This window comes from Enterococcus sp. AMC1623 (genome assembly GCF_058216495.1).
In genome coordinates this window covers 2,840,860-2,854,795 of sequence record NZ_CM177096.1, presented here as the reverse complement: position 1 = coordinate 2,854,795, position 13,936 = coordinate 2,840,860, and the positions used below count along the sequence as shown (strand labels likewise).

At 38.3% G+C, this 13,936-nt stretch carries 10 protein-coding genes; all 10 read right to left on the bottom strand.

The window, feature by feature from the left end:
- Positions 1-4: 4 nt before the first annotated feature.
- The 10 genes from smc to recG all read right to left on the bottom strand — a co-directional run bounded on the left by smc (position 5) and on the right by recG (position 13,866).
- A complete protein-coding gene (gene smc / locus AC4BC7_RS13920; protein ID WP_490503126.1) occupies positions 5-3,580 on the bottom strand; it encodes a chromosome segregation protein SMC in 3,576 nt (1,191 codons plus the stop codon).
- 13 nt (positions 3,581-3,593) lie between these two features.
- Entirely contained in the window at positions 3,594-4,286 is a 693-nt protein-coding gene (gene rnc, locus AC4BC7_RS13915) for a ribonuclease III (RefSeq protein ID WP_490503125.1), read from the bottom strand.
- Positions 4,287-4,570: 284 nt separating this feature from the next.
- Complete coding sequence (locus AC4BC7_RS13910) at positions 4,571-6,337, bottom strand: oligopeptide ABC transporter substrate-binding protein (protein WP_207942180.1); 1,767 nt, start codon at positions 6,335-6,337, stop codon at positions 4,571-4,573.
- Positions 6,338-6,355: 18 nt separating this feature from the next.
- Complete coding sequence (locus tag AC4BC7_RS13905; protein WP_490503124.1) at positions 6,356-7,273, bottom strand: ABC transporter permease; 918 nt, start codon at positions 7,271-7,273, stop codon at positions 6,356-6,358.
- Between the two features lie 19 nt (positions 7,274-7,292).
- Positions 7,293-8,255, bottom strand: coding sequence for an oligopeptide ABC transporter permease (gene opp4B, locus AC4BC7_RS13900; protein WP_490503123.1), 963 nt, complete (start codon positions 8,253-8,255; stop codon positions 7,293-7,295).
- Entirely contained in the window at positions 8,255-9,199 is a 945-nt protein-coding gene (locus AC4BC7_RS13895; RefSeq protein WP_490503122.1) for an ABC transporter ATP-binding protein, read from the bottom strand. Before AC4BC7_RS13895 ends, opp4B begins: the two co-directional genes overlap by 1 nt.
- Positions 9,187-10,200, bottom strand: a complete 1,014-nt coding sequence (locus AC4BC7_RS13890) for an ABC transporter ATP-binding protein (protein WP_490503121.1) — start codon at positions 10,198-10,200, stop codon at positions 9,187-9,189. Before AC4BC7_RS13890 ends, AC4BC7_RS13895 begins: the two co-directional genes overlap by 13 nt.
- Positions 10,201-10,414: 214 nt before the next feature.
- On the bottom strand, positions 10,415-10,657 hold the full coding sequence (gene acpP / locus AC4BC7_RS13885) for an acyl carrier protein (protein WP_016176251.1): 243 nt from the start codon (positions 10,655-10,657) through the stop codon (positions 10,415-10,417).
- Between the two features lie 132 nt (positions 10,658-10,789).
- A complete protein-coding gene (plsX, locus tag AC4BC7_RS13880) occupies positions 10,790-11,791 on the bottom strand; it encodes a phosphate acyltransferase PlsX (protein WP_490503120.1) in 1,002 nt (333 codons plus the stop codon).
- Between the two features lie 47 nt (positions 11,792-11,838).
- On the bottom strand, positions 11,839-13,866 hold the full coding sequence (gene recG, locus AC4BC7_RS13875; protein WP_490503119.1) for an ATP-dependent DNA helicase RecG: 2,028 nt from the start codon (positions 13,864-13,866) through the stop codon (positions 11,839-11,841).
- Positions 13,867-13,936: the final 70 nt, after the last annotated feature.

Genomic DNA, 13,936 nt, shown 5'->3' with positions numbered 1-13,936 from the left:
CCTTCTACGCTGTTGTAATTTTCCCATCATCAGTCACATCTTCTAGACGTACTGAAACAATTTTTGATACACCCGATTCTTCCATTGTCACACCATATAATACATTGGCCGCTTCCATCGTCCCTTTGCGGTGAGTAACGACAATAAACTGCGTGTCGTTTTGGAAGGTTTGTAAATAATGACCAAAACGCATGACATTGGCTTCATCAAGCGCGGCTTCTACTTCATCTAATACACAAAACGGCACTGGTCGCACTTGAATAATAGAAAAAAGCAAAGCAATCGCTGTTAAGGCTCGTTCACCACCAGAAAGTAAGCTTAGATTTTGTAGTTTCTTTCCTGGTGGTTGGGCTTCAATTTCAATGCCGGTATTTAATAAGTCGGTTGGATCTGTTAAAACTAATTCAGCACGTCCGCCACCAAACATATTGGGAAAAACGACTTTAAATTTCTGACGAATGCCTTCGAATACTTCTTTAAAGCGTGTTTTTACTTCTTCGTCCATTTCTGACATTGTATCAAATAATTGATCTTTTGCCGCTAATAAATCATCGCGTTGACTCGTTAAAAATTCATGGCGTTCTTTGACTTGTTGGTATAACTCAATTGCATTTAAGTTAACAGGTCCTAAGTTATCAATTCGGCGACGTAAGCCTTGAATTTCTTGCTTCATTTCAGCACTTTTTTCGACAGCTGGATATTTAAATTCGGCTGCTTCAAATGTTAAATGATACTCTTCTTGCAAATAATGCAGACGATTATCAAGCAAAATCTCCGCTCGATTTTTTTCTACTTCAACTTTGGTTTTTAAACTCATCGTTTCTTTTTGCTCAATATTTAATTGGCTCAATTGCTCATCTTTATTGGTGATTTCTTGTTGGAGACGATAGCGCTCTTCACGTGTTGCTTGCAATTCTTCCTGTAGGGTTGCTTTGCTTGCTCGTAGCTTGTCTACTTGTTTTTGTAAAGATTCTTCGGTCATTTCATGATCAGAAAAGTCCATTGATAAAGCGGCAATTTGTCGTTCCAGTGATTGTTGACGTATGGTTTGTTCCTCAATTGTTTGATTAATTGCGACAATTTTTTGTTGCAGATGACTCGCTTGTTCTTTATTAACAGCAAATTCTGCTTTCAAGGTGGTTAGTTCTTGACTAAGATTGGCACGTTTTTCTTCAATTAAGTCTTCTTGGGCGCCTAATTCTTGAATTTCCGCATTGATTGTCGTCAATTGTTTTTCAACCGTTGCTTGGCGTGCTGTCAACTCGTCTTTTTGCTCATCATAATCTTCGAAAAATGCTTGAACTTCGCGGTTTTCAAAAGCAAAAATCTGTTGTTCTTTTTTCAAACGTTCCAGTTCGGTTTGAACATGTTGTTGTTTGTTTAACAGCTCTTGTTCTTTGATTCGTGCTGTTTCGCCTATCTCACGTAATTCTTCCAAACGAGCTTGGGCTTCATTTGCTGCCAGCTCAAATTGTCGGACTTGCTTTTCAGTCACTTGTAAACGTTGATCTAGTTGTTCGGCTTGTTCTTTTAATTGATTTAATTCATTCGTTTGACCAAACAAATTACTTTGATTGCCTCGTTTGGTTGCGCCACCAGTCATTGAACCACCTGCATTCATCACATCACCATCTAAAGAAACTATTCGATAACGGTAGTGTAACGTACGAGCTAAGGCGTTGGCACTTTCTAAATCTTCGGCAATTAAAATGGGACCTAATAAATTTTCAATAATCATTTGCACGTTCTCAGGATACGTCACTAATTCGCTAGCAACACCCACAAAGCCGGTGACTGTTTCAGCTTGACGGCGGACTGCTTCAGAAATAATCCGTGATTTAATCGTCGTCATTGGTAAAAAGGTCGCACGACCACCTCGATGTTGTTTTAAAAACGTAATTCCTGTTCGAGCGTCACGTTCATTTTCAACGACAATGTGTTGCGCTGCGCCACCTAATGCTGTTTCAATAGCTAAAGCATACGTGTTAGGCACTTCAATTAGTTCTGCAACTGCACCTACAATGCCCGCTAGCTCTTGTTTATGTTGCAAGACTAAACGAACACCTTGATAAAACCCCGTATAATTATCTTGAATGTCTTGCAAACTCTTTTGACGAGCTTTCACTTGCTGCAAATCATTCATTAACTGATACATTTTCTTTTGGGCTTCTGCAAAATGTTGTTGATTCAATTGAATTTTTTCTTTGGTTTGAACGTAAGTGCTACGTTGTTCGGTTAATTGTTGTTGCGCTGTTGTTAGTTCTTGTGTCAACTGTTTTAGTTGTTGCTCTTTGGCTGTCACATCGGCACTAATTGTTTGTTGTTTGGCCAATCTATTTTGGTTTTTCGCCATTTCTTGCTGGTATTGTCGATCTAAATATTTTAATTCATTCCCAATATTAGCTTGTTCTTGCATCGCGTCAACGTATTGTCCACGCAATTCAGCGATGACTTCTTTGGTTGATTTTTGATATTTCGACAATTCAGCTTCCGCTTCCGTAATACGTTTTTCCATCTGTTGGACTTGTCCATTTTTTTGTGACAATTCCGTAATCAACTGCGTTTTGTCTTCTTCTAACTCGCTGATTTTTTCAGAAACTTCTTCAAAATTCTCTTGGTATTCTTGGCTACTTTTTTGCGTATGCTTTGAGCGTTCCAACAAAACTTCTTGTTGCCCTTCTGCTTGTTTTAACGCTTCGACTACGCGTAAATGCTTCTGATTACCATCTTCTAGCGTTTGGTCTAAGGTACTTCGACGCAAGCGCCATGCCTGTAATTGGGTTTCTTCCGCATGAATTGACTGCGCAATTGTTTCTAATTGTTCATTCAATTGGTCAAATTGGGCTTGCGTATCATCCCAAACGGCTTTTGCTTCCTTCATTTCTGCTACAGTATACGCAACATCCACTTGCGTAAATTGTTCTTTTAATTCCAGGTAAAGCTTTGCTGTTTTACTTTGCTCTTCCAATGGCGCGAGCTGGTCTTCCAGTTCATAAACAATGTCTTGTACACGACTTAAATTATCTTCCGTTTCAAATAATTTTTGCTCTGCTTGTCTTTTACGTTGTTTATACTTTAATACACCGGCTGCTTCTTCAAAAATCCCGCGACGATCTTCTGGCTTACTACTAAAAATTGCTTCCACTTTCCCTTGTGAAATAATGGAAAAGGACTCCTTCCCTAAGCCAGAGTCCATAAATAATTCTTGAATGTCTCTTAAACGACAACTTTGTTTATTTAAGAAAAAATCACTTTCTCCACTCCGACGTAAGCGACGTGTGACACTAATCTCGCTGTAATCTACGGGTAGATAGTTATCTGTATTGTCTAAAACAACGGTAACTTCTGCGATATTTAATGGCTTACGCGAGTCTGAACCGGCAAAAATAATATCTGGCATTTTTCCGCCACGTAGATTTTTGGCCGATTGCTCACCTAATACCCAACGAATCGCTTCGGTGATGTTGCTTTTTCCACTTCCATTTGGTCCTACGACAGCTGTCACACTGTTTTCAAAATCAATGACTGTTCGATCAGCAAATGATTTAAAGCCAGCTATCTCAATTCGTTTTAAATACACCTAATTTCCTCACTCATTCTTCTAAATGCGTTAGCGCATTGGCCGCTGCATCTTGTTCTGCTAATTTTTTTGATTTTCCGTGACCTTTACCAATCAATTGACCATCACAAAAAACTTCTGTCCAAAACAAACGTTCATGTGCTGGACCTTCTTCTTTAACAAGTCGATAGTCGATTAAAACATCACCTGAACGTTGTAAGACTTCTTGCAAACGGGTCTTATGATCCATCTCATGTGAAAAAGCACCTGCTTTTACTTTAGGAAACACAATTTTGCCTAAAAATTCATGCACTGCTTTTAATCCTTGATCTAAATACAATGCGCCTAAAAATGATTCAAACAAATCACATAACAGTGACGGACGCTTGCGTCCACCAGAATTTTCTTCTCCTTTGCCAAGACAAATATAGCGGTCAAAGTGACATTCCTTAGCAAATTTAGCTAAACTATCTTCGCGGACAATTGCTGCACGTAGTTTGGTTAATCGGCCTTCTGGTACAGTTGGAAATTGATTGTACAAAAAGCGTGAAACCAGTAATTCTAAGACGGCATCGCCTAAAAATTCCAAGCGTTCATTATCGGATAGTTGTAAATTACGGTGCTCATTCACATAAGATGAATGGGTAAATGCCTGTTCCAGTAAACTAACATCCCGAAACACAATGTTAAACTTTTCTTTTAGTTCGTTGATTAACTGATTATCCATTCGTTCCATTCCTTTATTCTTTTTATTCACACTGTTTCATTATACTGTTTTTTCTTTAATTAGGAAACGATTCACGTACAATCGTTTGGAAAACTTTGGGAAAATTTAGTGCTTTATCATAAAAGCGATGACTCACAAGCACCGTCCTTTGATTACTAGCATCTCCCTATAATAGAGGAAGTCAACGCCCAACAAAATAAATTCAATCTTGTTGTGAATCACACTCGCTTGCTTCCATATAAAACCACCTCTGTTGCCTGCAACAGAGGTGGTTCATTCACTATTTATCGTTTTTCAGCTGTCACGCCTAAATCAGCATAAACGTAATGATCTAAGTCACGAGAAATGTCATAACCTGTCACCCGTTCAGATACCGGAACGACTTCATACGCGTAGGTTGTTGGAATAACGTATGCTTCATCAAAAACATAGGCTTGCCAATCGCTATAAAGTTGTTTAGCTTTAGCTGGATCAAGGGCTTCTGTGCTTGAAAGTGCATTTAACAATTCTTCATTTTTTTCTGAGACAAAGCGGGTATAGTTGAATGCGCCGTTTTCACTGTATAAACCAGTTGGATTTGGATCGAATCCTGTTGACCAACCTGCTTGGTACATATCAATTTTCGGATCATCGTTTTCTAACATTTCATAAAACGAGTTCACTTCAATTAAACGCCCTGAGGTTAATTCCACGTCCAAACCAACTTCTGACCATTGTTGGATATAATATTCAGCTAATGCTTGCGCAGTATCCCCACCGTCACGGAAAGCAAAATTAATTTTAAATGGGTTACCTTCTGGATCTTCACGAATACCATCATCATTGATATCTTTATATCCCGCTTGATCCAATAGTTCATTCGCTTTTTCTGGATTGTACGTAAATCCTTCAAAAGTATCGTCATGCAACGAAGTAAATGCTGGAACGATTAATGAATTTGCACGAACTTGCAGACCATTGTACAGCTGAGTTGCAATGGTTTCATTATCAATCGCATAACCAATCGCCTGTCGCAGTTCTTTGTTTGCCATTTTAGCTTCGGGATTATATTTATTTTTAGACGCTTCCGCATCCCAATAACCTAGCTTAAAGCCAATGTAGCTATAAGAGGTTTGTTGTTGTCCTAAAATGTCATAGCCTTCTGAATTTTGCCAAGAAGTATATTCAGCTGTTTGCATCCCCACATAAATATCGTATTCTTTTGCAGCAATCGAAGCGGTGGCAGAAGCGGTGGGTACTTTTTTCATGACAATTTTATCTAATTTTGGTTGTTCACCATAATAATATTTATTTGGTAAAAATTCTACAGATTCACCCGGAATAACTTTGCTCACATAATAAGGACCAAACGTCACTGGATTTTTACGAACAGCATCGGATGCTTCCATGTCTTTTACGGGAATATCTTCAAATACATGTTTTGGCATCACTGAACTCCATACACTACCGCCACCTTGTAGCATGGAAGGAGTAAATTCTTTGTACGTAATCACGACTTCTTTGTCATTGATTTTTTCAATTCCTGAAATAGTCTCTGCTTTGCCGTCATGGAATTCTTCAATGCCTACGATATTACGAATATTGTTGTTATAACGCACACCATCGTAATCTTTGTCAGCAATGACTTCATAGGTAAAGATAATGTCATCGGCAGTCACATCTTCGCCGTCATTCCATTTTAAATTGTCTCGTAAGGTTAAACGAACTTGTTTTTGCTTTTCATCAAATTTTATGGCAGCTGCGCCATCACGTACACGTAAATCTTCGTCATAAGTAAACAATGGCTCATCGGCTGGTTCAAAGAAACTTGAATCCAAGGTATTTGTCGCAAATGTTCTTGAAAAAATCCCTGTAAAATCATTTGAAGAAACTTGTGCGATTTCTAATGTTTGCCCTGCAATCGCTTCTCCTTTGTTTTTGACAGCAGGTGAAAATTTATGTTCTTTCTTTTCTTCTGTAGGTTGCGTTTCATCAATTTTATTGCTACAAGCAGCCAGTGTCAGGGAAAAACCAGCTACTGTGATTAAACCAATCACTATTTTTTTCTTCATTTATGTGTCCTCCTTATTTTAGCCTAAACGCTGACGAGCATCTGCAGAGCGTTTCAACGCTTGACCGACATAGTTGATACTTAGCATTAATACCAGAATTAAGAGTGAGGCTGGCACCCAAATCCATGGACGATTTGCTAAGGTTTCTGAGTTATTCGCATATGCCGTTAAAGTCCCCAAACTTGGTGTTTTTGATGGTAAGCCAAAGCCTAAGAACGTTAAACTTGTTTCAATTCCGATATTTGCTGCAAAATTCATCGTTAAATTCGTGATAATTAACGAACTGACATTGGGCAATAATTCACGGAAAATAATTTTAAAATCAGATGATCCTAATGTTTTTGATGCACTAATATAGTCTCGTCTTGATTCAGATAGCGTTTTTGCACGAAACAATCGTGCTTTACCGACCCAATAAAAGGCCGACATAATCCAAACCAGCGTTAACGCATTGTAACGAGGTACAATTGTCACTAACACAATGATAATTAACATAATTGGTAAAATCATAATAAAGTCGACAATTCGCATAATGATACTATCGATAATTCCACCGTAATAACCGGCAATCAAACCGACAAACACACCGATAATCGAGGTAATGATTGTAATCGAAAATCCAATGAAGATGGAATTACGTGCACCAAAAACTAATAAACCAAATATATCACGACCCCCTTCATCTGTCCCCAAAAGATATTTGTGTCCTGTCATTGAAATATCTCCTGGGCGGGCAAAACGATCTAAAATATTAATTTTGGTTATAACATTTTGATCTAAAATCATTGCACCAATGAAGGCAAATAATAAAATGATAATGAGTACTGTTAACGAAAACATCGCCAATTGATCTTTTTTAAATTCTCGAGCAATCATCCGGATTCCCATGGGCGGAATAGACACTGCTTCTTGTTGCTCTGTTTGTTCTATTGACATACGTGACTTTCCTCCCATTTTATTGTACTCGTATTCGTGGATCGACAATACTCATGATAATATCTGATAACAACGTGCCAATTAACGTTGCTAATCCAAACAATAAGATTAAGGCAGTAATGACTGAATAATCACGTTGATTAATACTAGAAATAAATAAATTCCCGATTCCTGGATAACTAAAAATTTGTTCAATCATCACTGAACCAGCAATCAAACCTGTGATTTCATAACCTAAAGTCGAGATAATTGGTAACGACGCATTACGAAAAATATGGTGATTAAAGACTTTCCCAGTGGGTACGCCTTTCGAATGGGCTGTCCGCACATAATCCATCTGCTTCGCATCAATTACTTCGCTACGCAAATATTGAATTGTGACGGCCGTTCCTAATAACGCTTGAACAATTGCTGGTAAAATCACATGGTAGAGCTGACTCATGAAATAGCCAAATGTTCTCGGAACCGCATTGATGGAAACACTGCCACTTGTTGGGAACCACCCCAATTTAAAACCAAAAATATAGACCATTAATAACGCCAACACAAACGTCGGTATGGCAAAACTAATAAAATTATAAACCACAACGACTTTATCAAACCAAGAATTTTGATACCGACCTGCATACAATCCTAGAGGAATCGCAAGTGTATACGTTAAAATCACTGAAATCACTGATAAACGAAGCGTATTACCGATACGTTGTCCAATAACTGTCGTCACTTCATATTTATACATATAACTAATCCCAAAATCACCGTGTAATGCATTATTAATCCAGCGGAAGTATTGAATATACCATGGATCGTAAAAACCAGCTGCTTGACGTAATTCTTCCAAACGCGCAGGATCAGTTGATGGGTCAATCAATCCGGTAAAAGGATCTCCTGGCATCATTTTAGCTAATACAAAAATTAACAAACTTAAAATAATGACTTGAGGAATCATCAAAAGTAAGCGACGTAAAATGGTTTTCCACATTAGTTGACACCTCCATTAATTAACGCGACTTGATGAGTCGGTGTATACTCAACTAAATCGTAGACCCGGCCATTTTCATCATAATAATCTTTTTGATGGAGCTGGTATTCTTGTTCGACTGCACGACGCTGTGCTTTATGTATCTCGCGATTACGAACATCAATTTGTGGAATGGCAGACAATAACCGTTTTGTGTAAATGTGTTGTGGCTGATTATAGATATCTTCCCGTGTCCCAATCTCAACAAAACGTCCTTTATACATAATTGCAATCGTGTCACACATATGTTTCACTACCCCTAAATCGTGTGAAATAAATAAATAACTTAATTTGTATTCTTCTTGAATTCGTTTCATAAAATTTAAGACTTGAGCTTGTACGGATAAATCTAAGGCGGAAACAGGTTCATCCGCCACGATTAGTTTAGGATTCGATGCAACTGCGCGTGCGATTCCTAATCGTTGGCGTTGCCCTCCTGAAAATTCATGTGGATATTTATAAAGAGCATCTTCTGGCATGCCAACTATATCCAACAGTTCTTTCACACGTTTTTTCTCTTCTTGGTCGCTTAATCGTTCAAACTTGCGTAACGGTTCTGCGATAATATCTAAGACTCGTTTTTTAGGATTTAAACTAGACATGGAATCTTGAAAAATCATTTGCACGTCTTTATTGTAATTCATCTTTTTACGAACAGCGGCTTTTGTAATATCTTGTCCGTCATAAATAATTGACCCGCTGGTTACTTTTTCCAAACCAACAATCGCTTTCCCTATTGTAGATTTCCCTGAACCTGATTCCCCAACTAAACCATACGTTTTTCCTTTTTCAATTGTAAAATCCACGCCATCAACTGCATAGACATAGTCGGTTACTAAATTAAAAAAACCACTGCGAATAGGATAATGAATTTTCAGATCGTTGATTGTAATTAATTCTGACATATATCCGACTCCTCGTCTTTAAAATGGAAATGTTGGTAGCAAGTACAACGAACAAAATGCTCGGGTGCTACTTCATGCAACGTTGGATTTTGTTCGTGGGCATCTTCTGGAATCCATGGAATACGTGGAGCAAAGCGACAGCCCACTCGTTCCATATTTTTCAACGATGGGACGACGCCATCAATCACGTGTAAATCAGCTTTGGTTTCTTCTTGCGGGATCGATTGCAACAATGACCGTGTATAGGGATGTTTCGGGTTATCAAATAATTCTTCTGCGCTAGCAACTTCAACGAATTGCCCGCCATACATCACAGCTACCCGATCAGCCATTTCAGCTACAACACCTAAATCATGCGTAATTAAGATAATGCCTGCTTCTGTTTCTTTTTGTAAATCTGTCAATAAGTCTAAAATTTGAGCTTGAATCGTTACATCTAAGGCAGTTGTTGGTTCATCCGCAATAATAATTGGCGGTTTACACGCAATGGCAATCGCAATAATCACTCGTTGGCGCATGCCTCCTGATAATTCATACGGGTATTGGCGACTTACTCGTTTGGGATTAGGAATACCGACTTGTCCCAACAATTCTAATACACGCGCTTGACGTTCTTCAGCGTTCATTGCGGTATGGTAAGACAAACCTTCTTCAATTTGGTCTTCAATGCGCATTAAAGGGTTTAATGCTGATAATGGGTCTTGAAAAATCATGCCCATGTCATTGCCACGAATTTTGTTATAAAGTGTTTCGTTAAGATTGGCTAAATTCAAGTCTTGATAAATAATGTCGCCCGTAATTTTTGTTTTTAACGGATCATGCAACCCCATAATAGTCGTTGCTAGAGTGCTTTTTCCACAACCAGATTCACCTACAATCGCTAAAATTTCGTTACGGTTTAACGTAAATGACACATCATCTACAGCATCAAAATAGTCATCTCTGATTCGGAAACTAGTATGCAGATTGTGAACATCTAGTAATTGTTTCTCTTCTGACAAGCTATTTCCCCTCTCCTCATCTAAAAATCATGATTGAATCAAAAATCAGTGAATGTTCCCTTTAGCAAGAAAATCCTTTTATTTTTCACAACCATATCAAATTCTTAGTAATTATATAGAACGTATTTTTTATTTGCAAGTAGCACCCTAAACGCTCAAAATGCAAAAAGAAGATGATTAAATGTTTGAACATTCAATCACCTTCACCAAGTTATTAAGCTAAATGGGTTGCAATATAATCTACTGCTGCACCGACTGTTTGGATTTGTTCTGCATCTTCATCAGAAATCTCTGTACCAAACTCTTCTTCCAATTCTAACACAAATTCCATTACACTAATAGAATCGGCATTTAAATCATCTTTAATACTAGTGGCATCCGTTACTTGATTGGGATCCACTTCAAAGTGATTTGCGATTACATTGGCTACTTTTGTAAATACTTCCTCACGCGTCAATTGCATTCACCTCCACGCTTTTGACCAAAGTCTAAAAAGAGCTACGCCATATTTTACGACTTTCTTCGGCATTTGTCTAGCTTTTTTGCATTTTCATGACAAAGATTTCATTATGATTACACAAAAAAAGCGTTATTCTGAGACTTTTTCTTCAAATTGATGGACTAATTTACCCACCACATCTGTCGCAAGCATTGTATGAATTTGGCGAATGGTTGTTGCCACAGCTTCAGGACCTGTAGAACCATGCGTTTTAACAACCGGTGCTTTTAAGCCAAATAATACGGCACCACCATATTTGGCATAATCCATCTCATCTTTTAAGCCGCTTAATGCATCTTTTAATAATAAAGCGCCTAATTTGCCTTTAACGCCTGCACCTAAAATGGCTTGTTTTAACAGACTCATAATGTTCATCGCTGTTCCTTCGATTGATTTTAACACAGCATTTCCAGTAAAACCATCTGTCACCACCACATCAGCCACGCCGTTTAGCAATTCACGAGCTTCTACGTTTCCTACAAAATGAATCGCAGGTTCGTGACTCAACAACTCAAAAGCTTTTTTCGTCACTTCACTGCCTTTGGTTTCTTCTGTCCCATTATTTAATAATGCCACGCGTGGTTTAGCTACGTTACGCACATTTTGTGCATAAAAAGAACCTAAGATACCATATTGAAGTAAATGCTCCGCTTTGTTTTCAGCATTTGCACCTAAATCTAACATATCGAAGGCACCTTCTTGACCAATTACAGGCATTGTGGACATTAAACCAGGACGTTCAATACCTTTGATTCGTCCGACAATAAACAGTCCGGCTGCTAACAATGCTCCTGTATTGCCCGCTGAAAAAATCGCATCTGCTTCTCCAGCTTTGACTGCTTGAGCCGCTAAGACCATTGAGGCTTGTTTTTTACGACGAATCGCTTTGACTGGTTCATCGTCACTATTAATTTTTTCATCAGTATGGATAATTGTAATGTTCGTTTCATCCGTTATATATTTTCTAATTTCAGCTTCTTTTCCGTAAAGTAAAAACTCGATATCGGAAAATTCTTTTTTCGCTAACATGACACCTTCTACAATGGCTTGAGGGGCATTGTCGCCACCCATGGCATCAACAGCAATTTTCATGTGTGTAGCACTCCTTCCTTTATTCGTTACCTAGTATATCATACTGTTTAATCAAAAAATTGATTTTCGCCCTCTTTTTCTAAGTAGTTGGCTAGAGCTGTATACTCAGGTAAAATTTCCCATTGTTCCATTTTCCAGAGTGCTTGTGCTTCTTTACGTGCCACTTCTAAAATGTGTGCATCTGTTACTAAATCGGCGGCCGCAAATTCCGGTAAACCTGATTGACGGAAACCGAAAACTTCTCCTGGACCACGTAATTCCAAATCTTTTTCGCTAACGACAAATCCATTTGTCGTTTCAGTCATAATTTTCATGCGTTCTTTCCCAGTGTCATTTTTAGGATTGGCTACTAAAACACAATAAGACGCTTCTGCTCCTCGACCGACACGACCACGCAATTGATGCAACTGAGCCAGCCCAAAACGATCGGCATCGATAATTAACATCATCGTGGCATTGGGAACGTTAACGCCGACTTCAATAACTGTTGTCGATACCAAGACTTGACTTTCATTGTTTTTAAACGTCTCCATAATTTCATCTTTTTCACTATTTTTCATCTTCCCATGTAAAAGACTGACGTTAAATTTTGGCGCAAAATATTCCTGCAATTCTTCATAAATAGCCACTGCATTTTGCACATCTAACATTTCAGATTCCTCAATTAAAGGACAAATCACATACATTTGATGACCGGCATTGAGTTCTTGGTACGACCATTCTAAGACTTTGTCTAATTGTGGCGGACGAATCCAACGTGTTTCCACGGGAATACGACCAGCTGGCATTTCATCAATAATTGAAACGTCCATTTCTCCGTAAGCTGTGATAGCTAAGGTTCTGGGAATGGGGGTTGCTGTCATAAACAAGACATCTGGTTGAAAACCTTTTTCCCGTAAAACTCGTCGTTGGTTCACACCAAAACGATGTTGTTCATCTGTGATGACTAATCCCAAATTCGCAAAATCAACCCCTTCTTGAATTAACGCATGGGTTCCTACAATCACGTCGATTTCTCCCTTAACTAAATCAGCTAAAATTTCTCGCCGTTCTTTCGTTTTGGTAGAGCCCGTTAATAAAGCCACTCGGACTTCAGCAACGTCAAAAAGCTGCTGTAAGCTTTCCATATGTTGTTGGGCTAAAATTTCTGTTGGTACCATTAATGCTCCTTGAAAACCTGCTGTGACGGTTGCATATAAAGCAATGGCCGCTACAACTGTTTTTCCGCTTCCTACATCTCCTTGAAGCAAACGTTGCATATGTTTGGGGCTTCGTAAATCACGACAAATTTCATTGGTCACACGTTTTTGAGCATTGGTTAATTCAAATGGCAGACCTTGCGTAAAAGTTTTCAAGCGCTCAATATCATACAAAACCGCAATGCCATTAGTTTCGGCTTTTTCCGCTTTTTTCAAACCTTGAATTTTCATTTGGAATAAGAAAAATTCTTCAAAGACCACGCGACGTTTTGCTTGATGATGCTGTTCTGGATTTAATGGAAAGTGCATTGCATACATTGCTTCTTTTTTTGACAGTAAGCGGTATTTATCAATTAAAGATACAGGTAAATTTTCTTCAATAGCCTCACCGAATTGATCAAATGCTTTGGTAATTAAATCAATTAATGTCGTCTGTCGAATGGCTTTATTCACGTGATAAATCGGCGCAAAATCTCCTTCACTGTTACTCCCAAGAATTTTCATTCCTGTTAATGTTTTACGCTTCGCATCCCATTTTCCATAAACAGCAATATCTTCTGACACCACGATTTTATCTTTTAAATAGGGTTGATTAAAAAATGATACACTGAACACATCACGATCTTGCATCATGCGAAATTGCAACCGTGTTTTTTTATAGCCAAAACGGCTAACTACTGGTGGTGAAACAATCAGTCCTTTAATCGTCACTTTTTCTTGATCTTGAATTTCTGTGAGTCGTCGTTCTTGAATATCATCATAACGAAAAGGATAGTACGCCATTAAATCGCCTACCGTATCAATCCCTAAATCGGCTAAATCTTGTGCACGTTTTTCACCAACTCCAGCTAATACGCGAACAGATTCTTGTAACATCGTACTTCCTCCTTTCTTCTAAAAAAAGCTTGGTCCAAAGTGAATTGACCAAGCTTTTTTTAGTTTATTG